The sequence below is a fragment of the Amycolatopsis vastitatis genome, from assembly GCF_002234595.1.
GTDB lineage: Bacteria > Actinomycetota > Actinomycetes > Mycobacteriales > Pseudonocardiaceae > Amycolatopsis > Amycolatopsis vastitatis.
Map to the genome: position 1 here is coordinate 271687 of NZ_NMUL01000016.1, position 23628 is coordinate 295314.

A 23628-nucleotide genomic window follows, 5' to 3' on the forward strand; every position below is an offset into this window, starting at 1 on the left:
CGGCGACCCGGAGCCTTCCCCTCATGATATCCACCGCGTGCGGCCCGCCCCGGGCGGTGGGCGAGCCGCCGGGGCCGCCCGGTACCGTGCAGGCCGTGGCGCACGATGTCCTGCCTCCTGACCCGTTCGCGGACGACCCGGACGACCCGGCCCGGGCATTCGGAGACCCCGAGGACCGGCTGGACGAGCCGATCAGCGACTCCGAACGCACCGAACTGCTGGCCGACCTCTCCGATCTGGCCGTCTACCAGGCTCTTCTCGAACCCCGCGGAGTTCGAGGGATCGTCGTCGACTGCGGTGAGTGCGACGAACCCCACTACCACGACTGGCACCTGCTGCGGGCCAGCCTCGAGCAGCTGCTGGCCGACGGCCGGATGCGGCCGCACGAGCCGGCCTACGACCCGAACCCTGGCGACTACGTGAGCTGGGACTACTGCCGCGGCTTCGCCGACGGCGTGACGGCCAACGAAAGCGCCTACTGAGCGCACCGACCCCACATCCGTGAAAAGCCCTGTCGTGAAAAAGCCCTGGTGAGATAGCTCACCAGGGCTTTTTCACGGGCTGATCACGGAGTCTCGGTGACGCCCTGAGGCTGCCCACCCGCGGACTCGCTGCGCGGCGTGCCCGGGTCGTTCCCGCTGGCGACCGTGGTGGTCGGCGCAGGCTGTTCGGTCGTGGGCGGCGGCGGTGGGGGCGGTGTCGTGGTCGGCGGCGTCGGGGTCGGGGTCGCCGTGCCGGGGATGCTCGTGGTGCCGCTGCCGCTGCCAGGGAGCGACGACGCCGAACCGGCGGGTGGCACCTGCGACGTCGGGGCGCCGGGCGAAACCGGCGGCACGGAGGTCTGGATCGGGCCCTGGACCGGCGCGTCGGGGTTCTGCAGCTGCGCGGCGAGCTGCCGGTGCTGCTCCATCAGCTGGTCGCGGTTCTCCTCGTCGGTGACCTGCGACAGCGCGGCCTGGGCGTCCCGGAGGGCCTGGCGGGCGACGTCGAGGTTGCCGCCGGCGATGGCCAGGTTGGCCTTCTCGAGGTCGAGCTTGGCGGTCGCGGCCGCCTCGACCGAGCGGGTGTGATCGGAGTAGAGGACCTTGGCCAGGCCCCACAGGGTGTCGCCGGGCTCGGCGGAGCGCGCGGCCAGCCCGGTCCCGGTGAACGCGATCGCCAGCACGGCGGCGGCGACGGCGACCGGGACGAGCAGCCTGCGGCGGCGTCCGCCCGAGGCGTGCCGCTTCGCGAGAGCGGCGGTACTGACGGTGCGCACAGCGGTGTCGACGTCGACGAGCTCGGCCAGTGGCTCGCTGTCGATGTCTCTTCGCCACGCCACCAGCAACGCGTTGAGCTCCTGGTCGCCGAGACCGTCGGCAAGCGCCGGGTCGGACCCGCCGAGCGCGTCGAGCAGCGCGTCGTCGGCTTGGACCGCCGACAGGTCGGCGGCGAACTCCGCCTCCGACGCCGTCAGGCCACTGCCGAACACGTCATCCGGCTCGAAACCTCTCTCGTGACCGGTCACTCAGATCACCTCCTCCGCGGCCAGGACCTTTCTCAGCCGCGCGAGGGCGCGGTGCTGGGCGACGCGGACGGCGCCGGGCGTGGAGCCGACCGCGTCCGCGGTCTCCTCCGCCGACAGACCGACGACCACGCGCAGCACCACGATCTCCCGCTGCTTGTCCGGCAGCACCTGCAACAACTGGGACATCCGCTCGTTCAGCTCACCTTGCAGCGCCCGCTGCTCGGGGCCGACCCCGCCTTCGACCTCGTCGGGGATTTCAGCCACCGGCTCGGCTCGGTTGCGCGCCGCCGCGCGATGCGCGTCGGCCACCTTGTGCTGGGCGATCCCGTAGACGAACGCCAAAAATGGGCGGCCTTGGTCACGGTACGAAGGCAATGCCGTTAGCACCGCGAGACACACCTCCTGCGCAACGTCGTCCGCCGAAGCGAACGATCGCTCCTGCCTGCCAACCCGAGCGCGGCAATACCGCACTACCAGTGGACGGATGGCAGCCAGCAGCCGCTCCACTGCCTGGGGATCTCCCTCGACAGCAGCGGCGACCGGTTCATCCAGTCCATCCCCCACATTGGCCATCGCAGACAACAGTCCCAGTGTTACGTGTAGGCGTGCAAAGAGTCCGGCCCGAGGTTGCCCTCCACCGCGCACCGGTGACCGCTACCGTACCTGCGGCCCGGTCCGGACCGACGCGCGCGGTGTGCCCGGGCGCGCCGCGGCCGCCGGAGCCGCGGAAATACGGATTTTCCTGCAGACCCGCGGCCGATGTCGCCGATTCAACGAGCGAACGGGGCCACGGGTACGAGATCCGTCGGAGAGACGGGTGGCGAGGCGGAAGACCGCCACGGAGGCTGCCACATCGGGCGCCGGAGTGTGATGGGGACCACGCAGGTACGGGCCAGGGCAGTGCGCCCTGGCCCGTCGTCACCTGTCTTCCGGCCGTGTCAGGATCGAGGAGAATGCCGCGCGAGGAGTCAGCTGACCAGGCCGCGGCGGAAACCGTGAGCCACGGCCTGCGCGCGGTCGCGCACGCCGAGCTTGCGGAACAGCCGCCGCGCGTGGGTCTTGACCGTGTCCTCGGACAGGTAGAGCTCGCGGCCGATCTGGCCGTTGCTCTTGCCCTGGCTCATCCCGCGGAGCACCTGAAGCTCGCGCTCGGTCAGCTGGACGCCCGGGTCGGACGGCTGACGGGGCGCGGGCACCGAGGTGCTCGCCAGGGTGTGGGCCAGCGCGGCGACCAGCTCCGGCCGGGACGCGTCCCAGCGGAGGTAGCCGCGGGCACCGCCGGCGATCGCGGCGGCGATGCTGCCCGCGTCGTCCGGGGCGCCGAAGACGATGACGTTCGCCTGGGGGTTGGCCGAGACGAGCCGCCGGGTGGCTTCGACACCCGTCGGGACCGCGCGTTGCGTCCCGACCAGCACGACGTCGACGGGCTGACGGGAGTACCGGGCCAGCAGCTCGTCACCGTGCGCTACGCAGTCGATGCGACTGACCCCAGGGACCGCGGACATCACTCGGGTGAGCCCTTCACGGACACTGCGTCGGTCGTCGCAGATCAAGACCGTCGTCACGGGGTTTCCTTCCTGCAGCCGGGTGACATTCCTCTTCCCCTATCGGACGCTTTAGCCCGAACCTTGACACGATCCGGTGGCTTTTTTTGAAGTTTCTTAGCCCGGATGCCGGAACACCCCATTCCGACGGCTCAACCACCCGGGGCGGGCACCCATGGCGATTCCCCCGCGATCCTCCTCCCGCAAGGATCTGCGCTCCGTAACACTGCGTGCAACACCTCTGTCGTTCTGAATCGATACTCCTCGGCGTGTCCTGGGCGCAGGTCGGCCGCGACGAGGGTCGCCGGCCACAAAAGTGAAAGCAGTTCGCATTCCTCGGCGGTCGCCATTGCATTTCCGACAAGGTCGTCCGAAATCTCCCGGTGATCGGGACCGCCCGCCGCTCGCAGGGCCACGGCCAGCACAATCCCGGATTTCACGGCGTGCCTCCGCGCCCCCCGCTCTCGCGCGGTTCGGAATGCGCGCTCGGCGTGCGGCACGGCAGCGGCACCCTGACCTGCGGCGAGCTCGATTTCGGCGCCGACCCAGCCGCCGCGGACCCGGGCCCGCCACCCGGCATCCTGCTCGGCAGCCCGCTCGGCCAGCCTGCGGGCGGCCTTGAGGCGGCCGAGGGCGAGGTTGTCGGCGGCCAGCCCGAGGAGGGCGTCGGCGCGCGCGCCCGCCGCGTCGAGGCCGTCCGGATCGGGGTCGCTCTCGAGCGCGACGGCTTGGGCGAAGGCCTCGCCGTCGAGGGCCCGGGCCTGCCGGTGCCCGCCCAGCTGCCGCCGGTGGGCCCCGAGGGTGCTGGCGGCGAGGGAGGCCAGGAGGGGGTCTTCACCGGCCCGGAGGCCACCGAGCAGGCGCGCGGCGGCGGCGTACCGGCCCTGGGCCCCGAGCACGACGGCGGCGAGCAGCCGTTCTCGCGGGCTGCCACCCCCACGCAGGGCGGCGGGATCGGGCAGCGGATCGCTCCCGAACGCGGCGGCCCTCAGGGCGGGTTCGTGCACCCGTCCTTTCTAGCGGCTGGGACCGACAAAAACATGATCGGGACCGGTGTGCTCCGCCACGCGCTCGGCAGGACTGGCCCCTGGAGGGTTGCGCATCAGGACTCCTGACCTACGCACGTCCGCCGGCCGGGCGTGGCGGCGGCCGCTGCGATGTCATGAACGACCCGTTCATGACGTCCGACGACAGGAACGAGTCGTTCATGTCGTCAAGGACGGCTGTGGTCCGCGGGTCCCGAATGACTCATTCGGGACCCAGGCCGGCAGCTCACAACCCCCTTTTGCCACGCGCGCGCGACAGGACGGGCCCCACCCGTCCCTGGGGGCTGACCCCGGTCCAGTCTATCGGCGAGATCCGACGAAACCCGCTGATCACGGCTCCGCCGCCGAAGTTGTCCACATCTGGACGAGGCTGTGGACAACTTGGGGGCAAGTCGCCCCGACGTGTGAGTGAACCATGGCCCGCGATGGTCCTGAATGACTCATTCAGGACGCCGGAGGTCCGGAATGAGTCATTCAGGACGTCCGGCGCGGCGACAGCGTCAGTCGCGGCGAGTTGTGCGCGACCGTCCGGCGGCGACCGCGTCCCGGCAAGCCACCACCTGCGCAGTCGATCCAGCGGCATCCAGCGGCTACCAGCGTGCGCCCACCAAGACGTGCTCGATGCGGTCCGCCGCACTCGGCAGGTCCGGCAGCAGCTCGACCTTGTCCGGCAGGGTCGCCGGGTCCCAGCCCGGCCCGCACGCGAACAGCCGGCTGCGCTGCCTGCCTCGCGATACCCGCGCGAACAGCCGCGTGTCGGCGACGCCACGCCGCTGCGCCCACAGCACCACCGCCGCAGGGGCGCTGCGGCGGACCGCGACCGCCAGGACCTCCGCCGGCAGTGGCACGCCGAACAGCTGCGCGCCGATCCGCCGTCCGGCCAGTGATGCGGCCAGCGCGTACATCGGCATCGTGTCGCGCTCCTCCGGGACGCAGCCGAGCAGGACCGGGCGGGTGTTGCGGGGCTCGTCGAGCACCGGGGTCGCGCGGACCAGGGCCGCGAACACGCACTCCGCCAGCAGGTACTCGACCTCGGCGCCCGCGCTCGCGCCGCGCCAGCGAGCTCCCAGCGCCGACAGCACCGGCTCGATCACGCCCGTCCACGCCGGGAGCACGCCCAGTTCGGCGATCGTGTCCGCCAGCATGCGCTGCACCGCGCCGACGTCCATGGCGAGCGCGGCGGTGCTCAGCCGACGGGCCAGGCGGGAGCGGACTTCGAGACCGTCGTCGGCTACTGCCGTGCCAGCGGGCTCGCCGGGCTCCTCCGGCTGGGGCGGCCCGGAGCGCGGCATCTGCTCGAGGGCGTACCGCGCGGCCTCCGCCGTCGACGCGCCGCTCAGCAACGCGCGCTGCATCAGCTCGAGCCTGCCGATGTCGGAGCTTCCGTAGCGGCGGTGACGGCCGTCGGTGTGACGGCTGGGGCCCAGCCCGTAGCGGCGGTCCCAGGTTCGGAGGGTGGACGGCGCGACCCCGAGCCGGCGGGCGACCGAGGCCACCGGCAGGGTGGGTTCTTCGGTACCCGACCCAGCTCCCACGAGCCTCAATATCCAGGCACCCAGCGCAGTCGGCAACCGGAGGCGAAAGCCCTGCTCACACATCCGGGGGATGCCTAACGGCTGAATCGGGCCGGATCGCTTGAACAACTATTGGCGCGCTTCTAACGTTACGCCCGTTGCACCGAATGGAGTATCGGCACCACAGCAGAGCAGCTAGCGGCATCGACCGGATGACGGAGGCGGTCAGGATGGCAGACACGCGCAGGCTCCCAGGACCCAACGCCGACATGTGGGACTGGCAGCTCGAAGGGTCGTGCCGGGGGATGGACAGCGCGTCCTTCTTTCACCCGGACGGCGAGCGCGGCCCGGCGCGGGCACGGCGGGAGGCCAGGGCGAAGGCCGTCTGCCTGAGCTGCCCGGTCTTGGAGATGTGCCGCAGCCACGCGCTGGCGGTGCACGAGCCGTACGGCATCTGGGGCGGGCTCTCGGAGTCCGAACGGGAAAACATCATCAAGTCCGACAAACGCGCGCTCAGCATGTCCGGCGGCTGAGCGCCCCACAGACATCGGAGGGCGGCACCGGGTGGGGTGCCGCCCTCCGTGCTGCTCGGAGCACGGGAACGGGGCGGCACTCCCGAGGGAGTACCGCCCCGTTCCCGTCGGAATCAGTGCGAGTGGCCGTGGCCCGCCGCGGCGGGCTCCTCCTCGGCCGGCTTCTCGACCACGGACGACTCCGTGGTCAGCACCAGCCGGGCGATGGAGGCGGCGTTCGCCACTGCGGACCGGGTCACCTTGACCGGGTCGACGATGCCGGCGGCCAGCAGGTCGGTCAGCTCGCCGGTGGCGGCGTTGAAGCCGTGGCCCCAGCCCAGCTCCTGCACCTTGTTGACGATGACAGCGCCCTCGTGGCCCGCGTTGGTCGCGATCCAGAACAGCGGGGCCGTCAGCGCGTCCTTGACGATGCGCACGCCGGTGGCCTCGTCGCCTTCCAGGCCCAGGCCGCCCTCGAGCTCCTTGACCGCGTGGACCAGCGCCGAACCGCCGCCGGGCAGGATGCCCTCCTCGACGGCCGCCTTGGTCGAAGCCACGGCGTCTTCGATGCGGTGCTTGCGCTCGTTCAGCTCGGTCTCGGTGGCCGCGCCGACCTTGATGACCGCCACGCCGCCGCCCAGCTTCGCGAGCCGCTCCTGCAGCTTCTCGCGGTCCCAGTCGGAGTCGGTCGTCTCGATCTCCTTGCGGATCTGCGCGACCCGCCCGGCGATGGCGTCCTTGGTGCCGTCACCGTCGACGATCGTGGTGTCGTCCTTGGTGACGACGATCCGGCGGGCCTTGCCCAGCGCGCCGAGGTCGACGTCGGACAGCTTGCGGCCGATCTCCGCGGAGATGACCTCGCCACCGGTGACGACCGCGAGGTCGTCCAGGAACGCCTTGCGGCGGTCGCCGAAGAACGGCGCCTTGACCGCGACGGCGGTGATCGTCTTGCGCAGCGAGTTCACCACGAGGGTGGACAGCGCTTCGCCGTCGACGTCCTCGGCGATGATGAGCAGCGGCTTCTTGGCCTCGACGACCTTCTCGAGCACCGGCAGCAGGTCCGCCAGCGACGAGATCTTCTCGCGGACCAGCAGGATGTAGGCGTCCTCGAGGATCGCCTTCTGCTCCTCCGGGTTGGTCGCGAAGTGCGCCGAGAGGAAGCCCTTGTCGAACTGGACGCCCTCGGTGATCACCAGCTCGGTCGCCAGGGTCGACGACTCCTCGATGGTGATGACGCCGTCTTCGCCGACCTTCTCGACGGCTTCGCCCAGCAGGGCGCCGATGTTCGCGTCACGCGAGGTCACGGTGCCGACCTGGGCGATGTTCTCGCGGCCCTTGACCGGGGTGGCCTTGGCCTTGAGGATCTCGATGACCTTTTCCGCGGCGGCCTCGATGCCGCGGCCGATCGAGGACGGGTTGGCGCCGGCCGCGACGTTGCGCAGGCCGACCTTCACCAGCGACTGCGCGAGCACGGTCGCGGTCGTGGTGCCGTCGCCGGCGACGTCGTTGGTCTTGGTGGCGACGCTCTTGGCGAGCTGCGCACCGAGGTTCTCGAACGGGTCGTCGAGCTCGATCTCACGAGCGACGGTCACGCCGTCGAGGGTGATGGTCGGGCCGCCGAACTTCTTGTCGAGCACGACGTGGCGACCCCGCGGGCCGAGGGTGACCTTGACCGCGTCGGCGAGCTTGTTCACCCCGCGCTCCAGCGCGCGACGAGCGTCCTCGTCGAATTTGATCTGCTTGGGCATAGCGTGTTCCGCTTACCTTTCGATGGGGTCGAAAACGCACGAACGCCCCGTCCCCCGGCTTGTGCGGGGCCCGGGGCGTCATGCGCTGCGAGCGGACGTCAGTTGATGACGGCCAGCACGTCGCGGGCGGACAGGATGAGGTAGTCCTCACCGTTGTACTTGACCTCGGTGCCGCCGTACTTGGAGTAGATGACGACGTCGCCGACGTTCACGTCGAGCGGGACACGGTTGCCCTTGTCGTCGATCCGGCCCGGGCCCACGGCCAGAACCTTGCCCTCCTGGGGCTTCTCCTTGGCGGTGTCGGGGATGACGAGGCCGGAAGCGGTCGTCTCCTCGGCCTCGCTCGTCTGGACAACGATCTTGTCCTCGAGCGGCTTGATGTTCACGCTCACCGGGTTGACCTCCACGGTCGTCGAAAGCGTTGGCAGGATGTGGTTACGGCTCTACCACCCCCGCCGTCGCGGGTGCCGGGGCTGTCGGGCCGTGCGATTAGCACTCTAGCCACGTGAGTGCCAGTCGTGCAAGGAGGGTGCACTCGGGCGTGTGAAACGCCCGTGCAGGCGGCCTGACCGGCCGCTTTGGCCCGGCGGCGGCCGGCCCACCCGGCGAGCTCTTACCCCTGCGGTGAGTTTCTGGTTAGGTGCTCACGTCTGGCACCTGAACCCTGGGGGTTTATGCCCATGTCCCGCCCTGTCCCGAGAACGGCGGCCGTCGCCGCCGCCGTTGCTCTTCTCACCGGTCTCGCCGCTCCGGCGCACGCCGACACCAGCAGTCAGCGGCAGCGCGACTTCGCCGCCGCCGCGAGCGAGTTCGGCGTTCCGGAGAACGTCCTGCTCGGCGTCTCCTACCTGGAGTCCCGGTGGGACTCCAACGCCGGTACGCCCAGCACCTCCGCCGGCTACGGCCCGATGCACCTCACCGACCTGCGCGAAGCCGGGGTGGCGACCAGCCACCACGACGAAGGCACCGAGGATCCGCGCGGCGACGACGCTCGCCCCGCGCTGCACCCCCAGGCCGAGCCCGCCGCGCCGCCGCCCGCGCTGCAGACCGCCGACCAGGCCGCGCAGCTTCTGAAGACCGACGCGGCGACCCTGCGGACCGACGCGACCCAGAACATCCGGGGCGGCGCCGCCCTGCTCGCGCGGTACCAGCGGGACCTCGGCAAGACCAGCGGCGGCGGCGCTCAGGACTGGTACGACGCCGTCACGCGCTACAGCGGCTCCGCGGACGTCACCGCCGCGCAGACCTTCGCCGACGAGGTCTTCGACACCATGGCCGGCGGTGTGGCCCGCACCACCGACGACGGCCAGCAGGTCACGCTCGCCGCGACGCCCGGTCTCACGCCGCCGCCGCACGGCGGGAACCCGGCCGGCGTCGAATGCCCCCGGCGAGTCGCCTGCGAGTCCGTCCCCGCGCCGTACCAGCAGCTGCCGAAGGACGACTACGGCAACCACGACCTCGCGAACCGGCCCGAGAGCCAGAAGATCGACCACATCGTCATCCACGACACCGAGGGCTACTGGGACAGCGTCCTGAAGCTCGCCCAGGACCCGACGTACGTGAGCTGGCACTACACCATCCGCTCGAACGACGGCCTGATCGCGCAGCACGTGCCGACCAAGGACGTCGCCTGGCACGCCGGCAACTGGTACGTCAACGCGAAGTCCATCGGCATCGAGCACGAAGGCTTCGCCGCCAAGGGCACCTGGTACACCGAGGCGATGTACCGCTCGAGCGCGAAGCTCGTGGGCTACCTCGCGCGCAAGTACGGCATCCCGCTCGACCGGGCGCACATCATCGGCCACGACAACGTGCCCGGCACGACCCCGGCCACGATCAAGGGCATGCACTGGGACCCGGGCCCCTACTGGGACTGGTCGCACTACTTCGACCTCCTCGGCGCGCCGCTCGGCGGGTTCGGGCTGCCCGGCTCGTCGCTGGTCACCATCGACCCGGACTTCGCGAAGAACCAGCCCGCGTTCACCGGCTGCGCCGCCGCCGGCCAGCCGTGCGCGCCGCGCGGTTCCGAGGCTGTCGTGCTGCACTCGGAGCCCAGTGAGACCTCGCCGCTGCTGAAGGACGCCGGCCTCCACCCCGACGGCACGGCGTCCACAATGGACGTCGCCGACGTGGGCAGCCGCGTCGCGACCGGGCAGCAGTACGCCGTCGCCGACGTTCGTGGCGATTGGACGGCGATCTGGTACCTCGGGCAGAAGGGCTGGTTCCACAACCCGCGCAACGCCCGTGTCGCGAAGCCCGCGATCGGCTGGGTCGTGACGCCGAAGCCCGGCCTCGCGTCGGTGCCGGTGTACGGGCGCGCCTACCCGGAACCGGAGGCCTACCCGGCGAACGTGCCGGTGCAGGCGATCACGCCGCTGCCGTACACACTGGCCGCGGGCCAGAAGTACTCCTCGGCCGGGACGGTCGGCTCGGAGTACTACTACGCGGTGACGTTCGACGTGGCCGACCACGTGGTGGTCAAGGGCAAGCTCAAGTACGTCCAGATCCAGTTCGGGCACCGGATCGCGTTCGTCAAGGCGGACGACGTCCGGATCCTCCCGGCGTTCTAGAAGGACGGCAGGCGGAGGTCGCGCTCACGCGTCGAGCGCGACCTTCGCCCCGGCCGCCTGTTCGGTGTTGCGGCGCGTCTTCGCCCAGCCGTTGCGGCCGCGCACCAGGCGGAACAACGCGCGCCACGACGTCACGTAGAACGTGTAGATGTACGCCGCGTAGGCGAGACCCATGCCCAGTCCGCGCAGGATGTTCCTGCTGCGCAAGCACTTCAGCTGGTAGATCGGGCCCCAGACGAGGAACGGCAGCAGCCCGAACGAGCCGTAGATGGCGAACAGGATCCAGGCGCCGCCGGTGAACCACGTCCACATCCGCGCCGGGTCGCCCGCGGTGCCTGCCACGAGCAGCACGAACGGGATCGGGTACAGCAGCGAGCCGAGCAGCTGCAGCCACGGCTGGGCGAGGTAGTACATCATCTCCGCCGCGCCGAGCGTGCTGACGTGCGGGGAATCCCAGATCCGCCGCAGGTAGCGAGCGCACTGCATGGTGCCCTGGCCCCACCGCGTGCGCTGCACGAGGAACCGCCGCAGGCTGTACAGACCTTCCTGCGACACGTGGGAATCCGGGGTGAACCCGGTGCGCCAGCCCGCCGTCAGCAGGTGGACGCCGAGTTCGAAGTCCTCCAGCAGCGAGCCGCGCCACGGCTGTTCGTCGCCGCCCGCGATCGAGTCCAGCGCGGCGAGGCGGGTGAACTGGCCGTTGCCGCCCATGGAGATCGTGCCGGTGAACCCGCGGGACGTCTGGATCGCCGCGATCGCCGTCCGGAACTCCAGGTCTTGCAGCTGGGCGAGCTTGAGGCCGAACCAGCGGCCGACCGGGTTGCGCGACGGCGGCGGCGTTCCGGCGTTGCCCATCCGGACGTCCAGCTGCACGGCCCCGACCCCCGGGTCGCCGAAGAGGTGGTCCGCCGCGCAGACTTCGAGGCAGTTCGGCGCCGGGCGGCCGTCGGCGTCGACGACCACCACGACGACATCGCCGCGCGAGGCGTCCGGGCCCATCCAGTCGTCGAGCGCCCGGTAGGCGGCGTTGAGCGCGTCACCCTTGCCGGTCCTGGCCTCGGGCCGCGTGCGCGGCACCAGGTGCAGGTACGGGTCGTAGCCGCCGTGACGCCGCCACAGCATCCGGACGACGCGGGCGGTGCGGTCCTCCGAGTCGTCGTCGACGACCCAGACGTGCGCCCTGCGGAACGTCGTGCGCAGATAGCGGACGGTCTCGCGGATGACGGTCTGCTCGTCGCGGCACGGCACGAAGAAGTGCCAGGTGAAGCCGTCCGGGTCGCCGACCGGGGCGGGCTTGCGGCGCAGGTAGGGCACCACGATCACGACCACGTAGACGAGGAACGCCACGCTCATCGTGAGCGCGAACGCCTGCGTGATCGCCAGCAGGACCTTGACGCTCATGCGTTCTTCTTCCGGGTGGCCAGCCAGACGAACAGGACGATCGAGACGGCGCCGCCGAACACGCTGACCATCGAGCCGAGCAGCGTGTGGCCCCAGTAGTAACCCTCGTCGGTGCCGAACCAGTGCACGAGACCGACGATCGTGAGAATGCGCAACTGGTTCACCAGTACGACGACGACAGCGGAAATACCGAGCGAAAAGAAGAGCCGCCGCGCATTCGAAGGCCGGAAGTACATCATGACCATCGTCACAACGAACAGCGGGAGCAAAAGGAACGCCGAAGAACATTCCGGCGTCATTCTCAACCCGAATGGAGCAGCACTGGTCAACCCAAAGTAAACGGACTCCCGATCGGGGGCGACATAAACACCCGATGTAGTGAACAGATCGAGGATCGCCCCGGCGAGCCGCACTTCCAGTTCGCGGTAGAACCGCTCGGCCAGCACCACCACGACACCCGCGGCCGCCAGCGCACTCAACGCCACGACCAGCGGAAACCGTGCCATTCCTGAGTTCGGAGCGCTCGCTACGGCCACGACGTTCCTCTCGCTGTCGATTCTTCGATCAAGCTGCGGACCCCGGGCGAGCGTAGGACATGTGTGCCGCGCGTTTCCACTCGGCAGGGTGGAAACGCCGCCCCAATCGGCGGGAACTTCATCGAACTTGTTACGCCGTTCGAGTGACGTCGAACGCGACCTGCGAAAACGTCGGCAGGCCATACCCGATCCGGTGATTCGGGAAATATCGAGTGCTATTCGCGCCGCTCTTCGCGATAGTCGATCCGCGTGCCGAGTTCGAGGCAAAGCCGGTTCGATCCGCGCCGCCGTCACGCACCCCCCGATAAATCCAGCGAATTCGGAGGATCAGTTGAAGAAGAGCTCCCTCGTGCGCCGTGGCGGCTTGCTCGCCGCGGTCGTGGCGAGCGTCGTGCTCGCCGGCGCGGCCCCCGCGTCGGCGGCCCCCGGCGACGGGTCCGCGTACGGCGTCAAGGTCGACGTCAAGCTGCTCGGCCAGGAAGCGGTGCAGGCGGGCCCGTTCGCGGCCGCGAACACCGCCGGCCCGACCAGCAGCAGCCTCGCGAAGGTGGACCTGACCGGCATCCTCAAGGCCGGCGCGGTCAACACCGAGGCCAAGCGCGACGAGAACTCCGGTGCGGTGACGGCGAAGGCGAGCACCGCCGACGTCGGGCTGCCACTGCTCAAGCCGGCCCTCGGCGACGTCGGCATCAAGCTCGTCGAGGCGGTCTGCACCGCGACGCAGAAGGGCGTCGAAGGCAGCACGAAGCTGGTCGGCGCGAACCTCGGCAGCATCGGTGCCGTCGATGCCGCCCCGGCGCCGAACACGCTGATCAAGGTGGGCCTCGGCCCGGTCAACGTCGCGACGATCATCCTGAACGAGCAGATCGAGAACAAGGACGGCAGCCTCACGGTCAACGCCGTCCACGTGAAGCTGCTCGGCGCAGGCCTCAAGGCCCTCGGCTCGGGTGACGTGATCGTGTCGTCGGCGACCTGCGGGCCGGCCGCGCCGCCGATGCCGCTGGCGTCCGGCGCGGGCCTGTGGATCGGGCTCGGCCTGCTCGGCGCCGTCGCGGTGCCGGCGGGCACGCGCCTCCTCCGCCGTCGTTCCGCGCGAGCCTGAGCGAGGTCCGGATGTACAAGATGCCGGGCGCCGGAGTCGGCGTGGCCGGGGGCGGGGTCGGCACCCTCGCCGCCACCGGCGCCGACATCGGGTGGTGGCTGGCCGTCGGCGTGCTCCTGGTCCTGCTCGGGACCGGCGCGCTGATCGCCGTCCACCGCCGCAACCGCCGTCTCTCCCAGGCGCGGGATTGAGACACGGGCCGTCGGCGTGCGCCCCTCGCACGCCGGCGGCCCATCGGGGGACATTTCCTGGATACTCGACTATGTGGAGAAGGAGCACCGCACGGTGGATGTGATGGTGCTGGCCGGGACCCGGCCGGAAGCGCTCAAGCTCGCGCCGCTCGCGCTGGCGCTGGACAGGCATCCGGTGCTGCGGCCGGTCCTGGTGCACAGCGGCCAGCACGCGGGCATGGTCGAGCAGGCCCTGGAACCGTTCGGCCTGGCCGTGGACGAGTGGCTTGACGTGCCACCGCGCGTCACCGGCAGCCAGGCGGAGCTCGTGGCCGGCCAGCTGCCCGCGCTCGACGGCGTGCTGCGCCGGTACGCCCCGGCCGCACTGGTCGTCCAGGGCGACACCACGACGACGCTCGCGGGCGCGCTGGCCGCGTTCTGGCTGGGCGTCCCGGTGGTGCACCTGGAAGCCGGGCTCCGCACGCACGACCTCGCGGCGCCGTTCCCGGAGGAGGGCGCGCGGCAGATGGTGTCGCGGATCGCCGCCCTGCACCTGGCGCCGACCCTCGGCGCGGCGGCGGCACTGCGCACGGAAGGCGTTGCGCGGCAACGGATCGCCGTCACCGGCAACACCATCGTCGACGCGGTGCTGGAGGTCGCGGCCCGTGACGTCCCGGCGCGGGACACGGCGCTGGCGTTGCTGGAGATGGAGATCGCGGAGGCGGGTGAACGGCTGGTGCTCGTGACGTCGCACCGCCGCGAGTCCTGGGGCGAACCGCTCGAGCGGACGCTGGCCGCGGTGCAGCTGATCGTGGCCGAGCACCCGGACGTCCAGGTGCTGTTCCCGGCCCACCCGAACCCGCAGGTCCGCGGCCAGGTCGAGGCGACGCTGGGCGGGCTGCCGCGCGTGACGGTCACGGACCCGCTGGAGTACCCGGACCTGGTCCGCGCGTTGCGGCTGGCGTCGCTGGTGCTGACGGACTCGGGCGGCATCCAGGAGGAGGCCCCGACGTTCGGCACCCCGGTGCTGGTGCTGCGGGACGTCACCGAGCGGGCTGAGGTCGTCGAGGCCGGGTGCGCGTGGCTCGTCGGGACGGGCACCGCCCGCATCGCCGACACGGCGGCCCGGATCCTGAGTGGTGAGCTGCGTCCCGCGCAGGTCGGGAACCCTTACGGCGACGGCAATGCGGCGGTCCTGGCGGTGGCGGCGATCGAGGAGCTGCTCGGGGTGGCGTCCGCGGCCCGGCGCGAGGTCGCGGCTTCCTGAGTCCCCGGCCCGGCGCTCTTCAGCGCGGGGAATTCCCGTCGCCGAGCAGCGCCCGCCGCAGCGGCTCGCGCCAGGCGGCGAGGTCCAGGTCGAAGGCGCCGAAGTCCGTGCCGAACTCCCAGTAGGCCCAGCTCATCCCGAGCCGCTCGGCCTCGGCCCGGACGAAGGTCGTCCACCGCGCGCGAGAAGCCATGTCGGCCCCGGAGAAAGCACCGAACTCGCCGACGAACAGCGGAATCCGCCGGTCCCGGCTCCACGCCGCGACTTCGGCCAGCTCATCGCGTACGGCGTTCTCGTCTGCGGTGTTCCCCCAGGTACGGCCGAGCCATCGGTCCGCACCCTCGACCCATCCGGCGCCCTGGTGGGTGAACTCGAACGGGGCGTAGTAGTGGATCGTGGCGATCAGGTGGTCGTCGTCGGGTACGGACAGCTCGTTCAGCGCTTCGGGGCCGTTCATCTCGGCGGGCCCGATGATCACGGTGCGTTCCGGGTTCACCGCACGGACGACGGCGAGTGCCTCGGCCAGGACGACGTTCCACCGGGCCGCCGTGAGGTGTCCGCGCGGCTCGTTGAGCAGCTCGAAGCAGAGCCTGCCGGGGTGGTCGGCGTAGCGTGCCGCGATCTGCTGCCACAGCGCGAGAAAGCGTGGCCGGTGTTCCTCCGGCTCGGCGCAGAATTCGTGGTAGTGGTGGACGTTCACCACGACGTTCAGACCACGGCGGAGCGCCGCGTCCACACCGGCGTCGACGCGCTCGAAGAAGGCCGGATCGATCGAATACGGCGGGGCGGCCTCCGCGTGGGCCGACCACCGGACCGGCAGTCGGACGGTGTCGAAACCGGCCTCGGCCACTTCGTCGAAATACCGCTCGTCGAGCGGCAGCTCCGGACCGTCACCCAACGCGTCGAGCGCGTTGCCGAAGTTGATTCCCCGCCCCAGCCCCCGGTTCATGTCAGAGCGAGACCACCTCGACCGGCAACGCCGGGTTCGCGCTGAAGTCCAACGCCGCCGTCGGGCGCTTCGCCGCCACCACGTGCGCACCCAGTGCCGCGATCATCGCGCCGTTGTCCGTGCACAGCCGCGGGCGCGGGACGCGCAGCTCGATCCCCGCCGCCGCGCAGCGCTCGGCCGCCAGCTCCTTCAGCCGCGAGTTCGCCGCCACGCCACCGGAAATCACCATCGTGCCGATTCCCTGCTCCTTCGCCGCGCGGATCGCCTTCGCGGTCAGCACGTCCGCGACGGCCTCCTGGAACGACGCCGCGACGTCGTCCACCGGGATCTCCTCGCCGCGGCGAGCCGCGCCTTCGACCCAGCGGGCCACCGCCGTCTTCAAGCCGGAGAAGGAAAAGTCGAACTTCGCGTCGCGCGGGCCCGTCATGCCGCGGGGGAACGCGATCGCCGCCGGGTCGCCGTTCTTGGCCGCGTTGTCGATCGGCGGGCCGCCCGGGTAGGGCAGGCCGAGGACGCGCGCGACCTTGTCGTACGCCTCCCCCGCCGCGTCGTCCACTGTGGACCCCAGTTCGGTGATCGACGACGCGATGTCGTCGACGCGCAGCAGCTGCGTGTGGCCGCCCGAAACCAGCAGGGCCAGGCAGGGCGCAGGCAACGGGCCGTGCTGCAGCGTGTCCACCGCGATGTGCCCGGCCAGGTGGTTGACGCCGTACAGCGGCACGTCCAGCGCCGTCGCGTACGCCTTCGCCGCCGAGACGCCCACGAGCAGCGCGCCCGCCAGGCCCGGCCCGGCGGTCACCGCGATGGCGTCCACATCGGACAGGGTGAGCCCGGCCTTCTCGAAGGCGCGTTCCGTGGTCGGGACCATCGCCTCCAGGTGCGCGCGGCTGGCGACCTCGGGCACCACGCCGCCGAAGCGGGCGTGCTGCTCCACACTGGAGGCGACCTCGTCGGCCAGCAGCTCGACCGCGCCGTCGTCGTGCAGGCGGACCAGGCCGACGCCGGTCTCGTCGCACGAGCTCTCGATGCCCATGATGATGCGTGACATCAGCCTGCTACCTCGTCTCGCGCCCGCGCCGGGCGGACCATCGTGTACGCGTCGGCGCCGGAGGGCTGGTAGTAGCGCTTCCGGATGCCGAGCCGTTCGAAGCCGTGGCTCTCGTACAGCCCGAGAGCCGTCGTGTTGTCCGTGCGGACCTCGAGGAACACCGGTGCCTCGAACTCGTCGGCCCGCTCGAGCAGCGCCCGCAGCAGCGCCTTGCCGATGCCCTGGCCCTGGTACTCGGGCGCGACGCCGATGGTGTGCACGGTCGCCTCGTACTCGCCGCGGCGGCGCCCGACGACGGCCAGCCCGGCGTAGCCGAGGAGCTCGTCACCCTCGTCCGGGCGCGCGGCGAGGTAGAAGTTGCCCGCGTCCAGCTCGGAGTGGAAGGCGCGGGAGCTCCACGGGTCGTCGCCCGGGAAGAGGATCTGCTCGATCTCCACGCACCGGGCGATGTCCCTGCGGCGCAGCGGCTCGAGTCTCACGGGGCGGTCACCCGTTTCGGCGCCGCGGGCTCGGTGGCGTCGGGACGGCGCAGGTACAACGGCGTCAGCGGCGCGGGCGGTTCCTTCGCGAGCAAGGCGCTCCGAGCGGCCTTCACCAGCCCGGCGGGCGAGGGGAAGCGCGGCTCGATCGGCTGGACGTCGAGCACGGCGCCGTAGAGGAGGGCACCGTCCCCGGCCGCCACCTTCACGTCGGTCTCGACGTCGGCGGGGCGCTGGACGTGCGGGCCGTCGGTGCGCTGCCCATCGGCGTCGTAGGCGGCCCAGTAGACCTCGCGGCGGCGCGCGTCGGTCATGACGAGGAAAGCGCTGTCCTCGGCCGTGACGTCAGCGGAGGTGACATCGGCGGCCAGTGCGTCGAGGCTGCAGACCGGGTACACCGGGAGGCCGAGGGCGTGCCCGAGCGCGGCGGCGGTGGCCATCCCGGCGCGCAGGCCGGTGAAGGGCCCGGGACCGACACCGGCGACGATCGCGTCGAGGTCCTTCAGGGACACTCCGGCGGCTTCGGCGGCGGCCAGCGCGTGCGGGGTGATCAGCTCACCGTGGGCGCGGGCGTCGACCGTGACGCGCTCACCGCGTGTCTCGACCCGGTCGCCGTCCAGCGCGACGACACCCGCGGTCACCGCCGGGGTCGAAGTATCGATCGCCAGTACCAACACGGTGTCCCAGCCTACGACCAGCGCCTACGGCTGCTTGCTGCAGGGGATCGATCCGCGCGGTAACGTGCTGCTCGAGTCCGACACTGGGAGGTCCCCGCGGTGCCCGACCCCTTGTTCCCCAAGCTCGGCGACGGCGCCGCCAAAGAAGCCCTGCGCTTCGGCGACCACACGCTGACCTATGCCGAGCTGGCCGCGGTCGCCGGTGGTCTCGCCCGCGAGCTGCCGCGTGACCGCGTCGCGGTGTGGGCGACCCCGACCGTGCACACGAGCGTCGCGGTCGTCGCCGCCCTGCTCGCCGGGGTCGCGGCCGTGCCGCTCAACCCGAAGATCGGCGAACGCGAGCTCGCGCACATCCTGTCCGACTGCGAACCGGCCCTCGTCCTGGCCGAGCCGGGCGCCGAGCTGCCCGAGGGCCTGGCCGCGCTCCCCCGCCGTGACATCCCGCTGACCGGCGGCGACGCCGGGACGTGGGAAGAGCCGGACCCCGAGACGCCCGCGCTGATCGTCTACACCTCGGGCACCACCGGGCCGCCGAAGGGCGTGGTCCTTCCCCGCCGCGCGCTCGCGACCACTCTGGACGCCCTCGAGGACGCGTGGGGCTGGACCGGCGGCGACGTCCTGGTGCACGCGCTGCCGCTGTTCCACGTGCACGGGCTGATCCTCGGTATCCTCGGCCCGCTGCGCCGTGGCGGCTCGGTGCGTCACCTCGGCCGGTTCTCGACCGACGGCGTCGCGCGGGAGCTGGCGAACGGCGCCACGATGCTGTTCGGCGTGCCGACGATGTACCACCGCATCGCCGGCGAAGTCGGCGAAAACCCCGAACTCGCCGGCGCGCTGCGGGGCGCCCGCCTGCTGGTCTCCGGGTCCGCGGCACTGCCGGTGCGCGACCACCAGCGGATCACCGAGGCGACCGGTCAGCAGGTCGTCGAGCGCTACGGCATGACCGAGACGCTGATGAACACGAGCGTCCGCGCCGACGGCGAGCGCAAGCCCGGCACGGTCGGCGTGCCGCTGCGCGGGGTGGAACTCCGGCTCGTCGGCGACGCCGGTGAAGTGATCGACGACGTCGACGCGGTCGGCGAAATCCAGGTGCGCGGCCCCAACCTGTTCACCGAGTACCTCAACCGCCCGGACGCGACCGCGGCCGCGTTCGACGGCGGCTGGTTCCGCACCGGCGACATGGCGACGCGCGACGCCGACGGGTACATCCGGATCGTCGGGCGCAAGGCGACCGACCTGATCAAGAGCGGCGGCTACAAGATCGGCGCGGGCGAGATCGAGAACGCGCTGCTCGAACACCCGGGCGTCGCCGAGGCGGCCGTCACCGGCGAGCCGGACGACGACCTCGGCGAGCGGATCGTGGCGTGGATCGTGCCGTCCGGCGAGCCACCGGCCGCCGAGGAGCTCGCCGACCACGTCGCGAAGCTCCTCGCGCCGCACAAGCGCCCGCGGGTCGTCCGGTACCTGGACGCGTTGCCGCGCAACGACATGGGCAAGGTCATGAAGCGGGCGCTCGGTGCCTAGGCAGCCGGCCCGCGAGGTCCTCGCCGCGATTTCGAACGGCTTCGCGGAGTTCCCCACGCCGTTGCGCGAAGAACCGGCCGACGGCCCGATCCGCTGGCCGGGCTACCGCTCCGCCCGTGCCGCGGCGGAACAGCGCACCGGCGAGAAGGAGTCGGTCGTCTGCGGGACGGCGAAGATCGGCGACGTCGAAGCCGTGCTGATCGCCTTCGAGTTCGGGTTCCTCGGCGGGTCGTTCGGGCAGCGCACCGGCGACCGGATCGAAGCGGCGTTCGCCCACGCCCGCGACGCGCGGCTGCCGGTGGTGTCGCTGATCTCGACCGGCGGCAGCCGCATGCAGCAGGGCATGCGTGCCCTGATGCAGCTGCAGCGGGTGGCGCGGGCGTCGGCGCTGACGCGGGCGTCGGGCGTCCCCCGGATCTCGGTGCTGCGCGACCCGACGACCGGCGGCGGCTGGGCGACGCTGGGCGCGGGCGCCGACGTCATCCTGGCGCTGCCGGAGGCGCAGGTCGGGTTCGCCGGGTCACGCGTGCGGCCGCCGGAAGCGCCGGAGGCCTACACCGCGGAAGCGAAGCTCGAGTGGGGTCAGGTCGACGCGATCGTCTCTCCCGGCGAACTCGGCCCGGCACTGGAACGGTGGCTGCGGCTGCTGACGGCGCATTCGTCGGCCGCCGCTCCGCCGCCTTCCGCGCTACGACCCGTTTCGCCGCCTTCGACGGGCTGGGAGGCGGTCCAGGCGGCGCGGTCACCGTCGCGGGCCCGGGCGGCGGAGTACCTCGACGCGTACTTCGACTGGCGGGAGGACATCAGCGGCGACCGCGTCGGCGGGCTCGATCCCGGGGTCGCGTGCGGCTTCGGCTGGCGTGACGGGCGGACGATCGCCTACGCGGCACAGTGCGGCACACCGACGCTGCCGTCGGGATTCCGCACGGCCGCGCGGCTGGTCAAGCTGGCGTCACGGCTGGGGATCCCGGTGCTGACGCTGGTCGACACCCCGGGCGCGGCGAACGACGCGGCCGCCGAGCAGGCGGGCGCGGGCGGGGCGATCGCGGAGATGTTCGAGGCGGTCGCGACGGCTTCGGTCCCGGTGACGACGCTGGTGATCGGCGAAGGCGGTTCAGGCGGCGCGTTGGCGTTCGCCGCGGCGGAGTCGACGTGGGTCGCGCCGGACGCGTACTTCTCGGTGACGTCCCCGGAAGCCGCGGCGGCGATCCTGAAGCGCCCGGCTTCGGAGGTCCCCGCTATCGCCGACCAGCTGCACCTGCGGCCCCAGGACCTGGTGGACCTGGGGGTGGCGCGGGCGGTCGTGAGTGAGAAACAGGGTTAGAACACTGTTTCCCACTCACGACATCTCGACGAGGTCCGGGGTCCGGTCGGCCCAGGTGCCGTGCGGTTCGAGAGTCATCTCGCGGACGTCGTCCTCGCGGCGGTCCAGCCGCACCACGAGGTAGTCGTCCGACAGGCGCTCCGCCGAACCCTCGCCCCACTCGACCACGATCGCCGAGCGCTCCAGGTCCGTGTCGAGGTCGAGATCGTCCAATTGGGACAGATCGCCGCCGAGGCGGTACGCGTCCACGTGCACCAGCGGGACACCCGCCGGCCCCGCCGGGTGGACGCGGGCCAGGACGAACGTCGGCGAGCTGACGCGGCCGCCGACGCCGAGGCCGTCGGCGATGCCGCGCGTCAGCGTCGTCTTGCCCGCGCCGAGCGGGCCGGCCAGGAGCACCAGGTCGCCCGCGCGCAGCGCGCGGCCGAGCGCGCGCCCGAAGTCCATCGTGTCGTCGGGGGTCGGGAACACGAAACTCAACGCTGCCACCACCAGGTTCGCCGGGACGAGGTCACGCCGTCCACACCGGAACAGCGTTGCAGGAGATCGATCAGATGACTGTTCACCAGCTCGGGCTGCTCGAGCTGGACCATGTGGCCGGCGCCGCGGACGCGCACCAGCTCCGCGTCGGGCAGCTCGGCCGCGATCCGCTCGGCGTGCGCGATCGGCGTGAACCGGTCCGAATCGCCACCGATGACCAGCACTTCCGCGTGCTTCAGCCCGGCCAGCGCGGCGTAGCGGTTGTGGCTGCCGAGCGTGTCGACGAAGTTGACGAGCCCGCGCACCGGAGTCACTTCCAGCATCTCGAGCATGAAGTCGACGAGCCGCGGCGCGACGTCACGGCTGCCGAATGCCAGCCGGCGCACGGCTTGGCGCGTCAGCTGCCCGCCCGCCGCGCGGACGAACTCCACCAGTCCCGGCTGCCAGCCGGCGAGGCCGCCGGCGGCGCGCGTCAGCGGGTTGTACTTCGAGAGCAGTGAACGCGGCAACCCGCGTGCGCCGACTTCGCCCGCGGCCGTCGCGATGAAGGCGACTGCGCACACGCGGTCTTCGAAGATTTCCGGGAACTCGGCGGCCAGCTCCATGATCACCATGCCGCCCATCGAGTGCCCCATCAGCACGACGGGCCCTTCCGGCACCACGGACCGCAGCACGCAGTCGAGGTCCCGCGCCAGCTGTTCGATGGTCGACGTCTCGGCGGATGCCGCGCCGGACAGCCCGTGGCCGCGGTGGTCGTAGTACACCTGACGCACGCGAGGCAGGCGAAGCGACGCGAGGTCGCGACGCTGGAAATGCCAGCAGCGCCGCGAAAGCGCGAAGCCGTGTACCCCCACGACGGTCAGTTCGGGTTTCCCGCCGTCCTCCGGATCGATCTCCTCGACCGAGAGCGGTGTGCCGTCCTCGGCCGCGACCGTCGAAGTCCGGTCCGGCTTCAGTTCCCCCAGCGGCTCGTCCACGTACGGATCCTCACTGTGCCGCCGCTGCTGCGCGGCGACGGCGATGGCGGCGGCGGTCCCGGTGGCCAGGGCCCCGACCCCGCCGGCGATGGCCAGCAGTCGAGGTGAAGGTGTCACGAGCGTTCCCCCAGATACCGGCGCCGGACCCGCGGGCGGTACATCGACGTCACGATCTCGTAGTCGATGGTGCCCAGCTTGTCGGCCCATTCCCGGGCCGTCGGCTCGCCGTGCGTCCCGGCGCCGAACAGGACGACCTCGTCGCCGACGGCCGGTGCGTCGTCGCCGCAGTCGACCACCAGCTGGTCCATGCAGACCCGCCCGGCGACCGGCCGCCGCCGCCCGCCGAGGAAGACGTCCATGCGTCCGGACAGCGCTCGTGGCACGCCGTCGGCGTACCCGGCCGGGACGAGCGCGAGAGTGGTGTCGCGGGACGCGGTCCAGGTGTGCCCGTAGGACACCGATTCGCCGGCCGGGACCCGCTTGACCAGCGCGACGGCCGACCGGAAGGTCATGGCCGGGCGGAGGTCTTCGGGCTTCGGCACGGGGTTGAGCCCGTACATCGCGATGCCGGGCCGGACGACGTCGAAGTGCAGGTCCGGCCGGGTGAGCAGGGCCGCGGAGTTCGCCAGGTGCCGGATCGGGTCGAGCCCGGCGGCGCGGGCGACGTCGTAGGCGTCGGCGAAGCGCTTGGCCTGCAGGTCGATCGACGGGTGCCCCGGCTCGTCCGCGCACGCGAGGTGGGACCAGACCGCGACGACTTCGACCCGCGGTTCGGCGGCCGCCGCTTTGACCAGCCCGGCCCATTCGGCGGGCGGGCAGCCGTTGCGCGAGAGCCCGGTGTCGATTTTGAGGTGCACACGCGCCCGGGTACCCGGTCCGGTGGCGTCCGCGATGCGGCGTAGCTCACCCGGCGAGCTGACCCCGAGGTCGATGCCGGCTTCGATGCCCGGCGCGAAGTCGACCTCCGGAGTGTCCAGCCAGCTGAACAGCCGGGTCGTGATCCCGGCCTCGCGCAGCGCGAGGGCCTCGCCGAGTGAACAGGTGCCCAGCCAGCTCGCCCCGGCCTCGACCGCGGCGCGCGCCACCGGCAGCGCGCCGTGGCCGTAGGCGTCGGCCTTCACCACGGCCATCACCTCGGCGCCGGGCGCGCGGGCGCCCAGCAAGGTGAGGTTGTGGCGGATCGCGTCGAGGTCGATGTCAACCTGGGCGCGAAGGAAACTGGAGGACATGGCGCCCTCCAGTTTCCCATGACC

Annotated in this window: 24 protein-coding genes; 8 read left to right on the forward strand and 16 right to left on the reverse strand. The window is 71.6% G+C overall.

The genetic code is table 11. From position 1 onward, the window contains the following. The first annotated feature begins 86 nt into the window (after positions 1–86). Positions 87–482 (forward strand): DUF5319 domain-containing protein, encoded by a 396-nt coding sequence (locus CF165_RS19405; protein ID WP_003073549.1) that lies wholly within the window; start codon positions 87–89, stop codon positions 480–482. An 83-nt stretch (positions 483–565) separates the two neighbouring features. Here CF165_RS19405 and CF165_RS19410 read toward each other — a convergent pair whose 3' ends face one another. The 5 genes from CF165_RS19410 to CF165_RS19430 all read right to left on the reverse strand — a co-directional run bounded on the left by CF165_RS19410 (position 566) and on the right by CF165_RS19430 (position 5593). Further along, the gene (locus tag CF165_RS19410; protein WP_093948942.1) at positions 566–1507 is read right to left on the reverse strand and encodes an anti-sigma-D factor RsdA; all 942 of its coding nucleotides are present in this window, start codon (positions 1505–1507) and stop codon (positions 566–568) included. Next, the gene (locus CF165_RS19415) at positions 1508–2080 is read right to left on the reverse strand and encodes a sigma-70 family RNA polymerase sigma factor (protein WP_026468912.1); all 573 of its coding nucleotides are present in this window, start codon (positions 2078–2080) and stop codon (positions 1508–1510) included. A 395-nt stretch (positions 2081–2475) separates the two neighbouring features. Further along, a complete protein-coding gene (locus tag CF165_RS19420; RefSeq protein ID WP_003073605.1) occupies positions 2476–3072 on the reverse strand; it encodes a response regulator transcription factor in 597 nt (198 codons plus the stop codon). Between the two features lie 131 nt (positions 3073–3203). Then, the gene (locus CF165_RS52680) at positions 3204–4058 is read right to left on the reverse strand and encodes a hypothetical protein (protein WP_093948943.1); all 855 of its coding nucleotides are present in this window, start codon (positions 4056–4058) and stop codon (positions 3204–3206) included. A 629-nt stretch (positions 4059–4687) separates the two neighbouring features. Beyond that, the gene (locus CF165_RS19430; protein WP_205660915.1) at positions 4688–5593 is read right to left on the reverse strand and encodes a MerR family transcriptional regulator; all 906 of its coding nucleotides are present in this window, start codon (positions 5591–5593) and stop codon (positions 4688–4690) included. Between the two features lie 248 nt (positions 5594–5841). Between CF165_RS19430 and CF165_RS19435 the strand changes: the two genes are divergently transcribed. Next, complete coding sequence (locus CF165_RS19435) at positions 5842–6144, forward strand: WhiB family transcriptional regulator (RefSeq protein WP_276209731.1); 303 nt, start codon at positions 5842–5844, stop codon at positions 6142–6144. A 113-nt stretch (positions 6145–6257) separates the two neighbouring features. On the opposite strand, the gene groL is transcribed toward CF165_RS19435, so the two are convergent. After that, on the reverse strand, positions 6258–7871 hold the full coding sequence (groL, locus tag CF165_RS19440; RefSeq protein ID WP_093948945.1) for a chaperonin GroEL: 1614 nt from the start codon (positions 7869–7871) through the stop codon (positions 6258–6260). A 98-nt stretch (positions 7872–7969) separates the two neighbouring features. Continuing rightward, entirely contained in the window at positions 7970–8263 is a 294-nt protein-coding gene (gene groES, locus CF165_RS19445) for a co-chaperone GroES (protein ID WP_004559922.1), read from the reverse strand. Between the two features lie 288 nt (positions 8264–8551). Between groES and CF165_RS19450 the strand changes: the two genes are divergently transcribed. After that, on the forward strand, positions 8552–10441 hold the full coding sequence (locus CF165_RS19450; RefSeq protein WP_093948946.1) for an N-acetylmuramoyl-L-alanine amidase: 1890 nt from the start codon (positions 8552–8554) through the stop codon (positions 10439–10441). A 24-nt stretch (positions 10442–10465) separates the two neighbouring features. Here the strand turns inward: CF165_RS19450 and CF165_RS19455 are convergent, their stop codons facing one another. Continuing rightward, positions 10466–11842 carry an XrtP-associated glycosyltransferase gene (locus CF165_RS19455; protein WP_093948947.1) on the reverse strand — a complete coding sequence of 459 codons (1377 nt, stop codon included), beginning with the start codon at positions 11840–11842 and terminating at the stop codon, positions 10466–10468. Continuing rightward, the gene (xrtP, locus tag CF165_RS19460) at positions 11839–12348 is read right to left on the reverse strand and encodes an exosortase P (protein ID WP_143268615.1); all 510 of its coding nucleotides are present in this window, start codon (positions 12346–12348) and stop codon (positions 11839–11841) included. Before xrtP ends, CF165_RS19455 begins: the two co-directional genes overlap by 4 nt. A 361-nt stretch (positions 12349–12709) precedes the next feature. Here xrtP and CF165_RS19465 point away from each other — a divergent pair, with 361 nt between their 5' ends. From CF165_RS19465 to wecB, 3 genes are all read left to right on the forward strand, one after another. Continuing rightward, positions 12710–13480, forward strand: a complete 771-nt coding sequence (locus CF165_RS19465) for a choice-of-anchor protein CoaP (RefSeq protein ID WP_093948948.1) — start codon at positions 12710–12712, stop codon at positions 13478–13480. 11 nt (positions 13481–13491) lie between these two features. Next, the gene (locus CF165_RS19470; RefSeq protein WP_093948949.1) at positions 13492–13671 is read left to right on the forward strand and encodes an LAXTG motif-containing small protein; all 180 of its coding nucleotides are present in this window, start codon (positions 13492–13494) and stop codon (positions 13669–13671) included. Positions 13672–13765: 94 nt separating this feature from the next. Next, positions 13766–14917 carry a non-hydrolyzing UDP-N-acetylglucosamine 2-epimerase gene (gene wecB / locus CF165_RS19475; protein WP_093949017.1) on the forward strand — a complete coding sequence of 384 codons (1152 nt, stop codon included), beginning with the start codon at positions 13766–13768 and terminating at the stop codon, positions 14915–14917. A gap of 19 nt (positions 14918–14936) precedes the next feature. Here wecB and CF165_RS19480 read toward each other — a convergent pair whose 3' ends face one another. The 4 genes from CF165_RS19480 to tsaB are packed head-to-tail and all read right to left on the reverse strand — an operon-like array spanning position 14937 to position 18070. After that, positions 14937–15866 (reverse strand): glycoside hydrolase family 5 protein, encoded by a 930-nt coding sequence (locus tag CF165_RS19480; protein ID WP_093948950.1) that lies wholly within the window; start codon positions 15864–15866, stop codon positions 14937–14939. Position 15867: 1 nt separating this feature from the next. Further along, positions 15868–16914: a tRNA (adenosine(37)-N6)-threonylcarbamoyltransferase complex transferase subunit TsaD gene (gene tsaD / locus CF165_RS19485; protein WP_093948951.1), complete on the reverse strand. Its 1047-nt coding sequence runs from the start codon at positions 16912–16914 to the stop codon at positions 15868–15870. Beyond that, on the reverse strand, positions 16914–17393 hold the full coding sequence (gene rimI, locus CF165_RS19490) for a ribosomal protein S18-alanine N-acetyltransferase (RefSeq protein WP_093948952.1): 480 nt from the start codon (positions 17391–17393) through the stop codon (positions 16914–16916). The genes tsaD and rimI overlap by 1 nt, the downstream gene beginning before the upstream one ends. Further along, positions 17390–18070, reverse strand: a complete 681-nt coding sequence (tsaB, locus tag CF165_RS19495) for a tRNA (adenosine(37)-N6)-threonylcarbamoyltransferase complex dimerization subunit type 1 TsaB (RefSeq protein WP_093948953.1) — start codon at positions 18068–18070, stop codon at positions 17390–17392. Before tsaB ends, rimI begins: the two co-directional genes overlap by 4 nt. Before the next feature lie 99 nt (positions 18071–18169). Between tsaB and CF165_RS19500 the strand changes: the two genes are divergently transcribed. Further along, positions 18170–19594: an acyl-CoA synthetase gene (locus tag CF165_RS19500; protein WP_093948954.1), complete on the forward strand. Its 1425-nt coding sequence runs from the start codon at positions 18170–18172 to the stop codon at positions 19592–19594. Then, positions 19587–20918 carry a carboxyl transferase domain-containing protein gene (locus CF165_RS19505; protein ID WP_093948955.1) on the forward strand — a complete coding sequence of 444 codons (1332 nt, stop codon included), beginning with the start codon at positions 19587–19589 and terminating at the stop codon, positions 20916–20918. Before CF165_RS19500 ends, CF165_RS19505 begins: the two co-directional genes overlap by 8 nt. 15 nt (positions 20919–20933) lie before the next feature. Here CF165_RS19505 and tsaE read toward each other — a convergent pair whose 3' ends face one another. From tsaE to alr, 3 genes are read right to left on the reverse strand one after another with little or no spacing between them, the layout of a single operon-like run. Beyond that, the gene (gene tsaE, locus CF165_RS19510) at positions 20934–21398 is read right to left on the reverse strand and encodes a tRNA (adenosine(37)-N6)-threonylcarbamoyltransferase complex ATPase subunit type 1 TsaE (protein WP_167441508.1); all 465 of its coding nucleotides are present in this window, start codon (positions 21396–21398) and stop codon (positions 20934–20936) included. Further along, positions 21395–22492: an alpha/beta fold hydrolase gene (locus CF165_RS19515; RefSeq protein WP_167441509.1), complete on the reverse strand. Its 1098-nt coding sequence runs from the start codon at positions 22490–22492 to the stop codon at positions 21395–21397. Before CF165_RS19515 ends, tsaE begins: the two co-directional genes overlap by 4 nt. After that, on the reverse strand, positions 22489–23604 hold the full coding sequence (gene alr / locus CF165_RS19520; RefSeq protein ID WP_093948957.1) for an alanine racemase: 1116 nt from the start codon (positions 23602–23604) through the stop codon (positions 22489–22491). Before alr ends, CF165_RS19515 begins: the two co-directional genes overlap by 4 nt. Positions 23605–23628 lie beyond the last annotated feature (24 nt).

Coding starts and splice junctions, on each gene's coding strand:
- CF165_RS19435 (WP_276209731.1), top strand. CDS start 5,842: ATGGCAGACACGCGCAGGCTCCCAGGACCCAACGCCGACATGTGGGAC.
- tsaD (WP_093948951.1), bottom strand. CDS start 16,914: ATGTCACGCATCATCATGGGCATCGAGAGCTCGTGCGACGAGACCGGC.
- CF165_RS19455 (WP_093948947.1), bottom strand. CDS start 11,842: ATGAGCGTCAAGGTCCTGCTGGCGATCACGCAGGCGTTCGCGCTCACG.
- xrtP (WP_143268615.1), bottom strand. CDS start 12,348: ATGGCACGGTTTCCGCTGGTCGTGGCGTTGAGTGCGCTGGCGGCCGCG.
- groL (WP_093948945.1), bottom strand. CDS start 7,871: ATGCCCAAGCAGATCAAATTCGACGAGGACGCTCGTCGCGCGCTGGAG.
- CF165_RS19480 (WP_093948950.1), bottom strand. CDS start 15,866: ATGAACCGGGGGCTGGGGCGGGGAATCAACTTCGGCAACGCGCTCGAC.
- CF165_RS19415 (WP_026468912.1), bottom strand. CDS start 2,080: ATGGCCAATGTGGGGGATGGACTGGATGAACCGGTCGCCGCTGCTGTC.
- CF165_RS19450 (WP_093948946.1), top strand. CDS start 8,552: ATGTCCCGCCCTGTCCCGAGAACGGCGGCCGTCGCCGCCGCCGTTGCT.
- CF165_RS19470 (WP_093948949.1), top strand. CDS start 13,492: ATGTACAAGATGCCGGGCGCCGGAGTCGGCGTGGCCGGGGGCGGGGTC.
- alr (WP_093948957.1), bottom strand. CDS start 23,604: ATGTCCTCCAGTTTCCTTCGCGCCCAGGTTGACATCGACCTCGACGCG.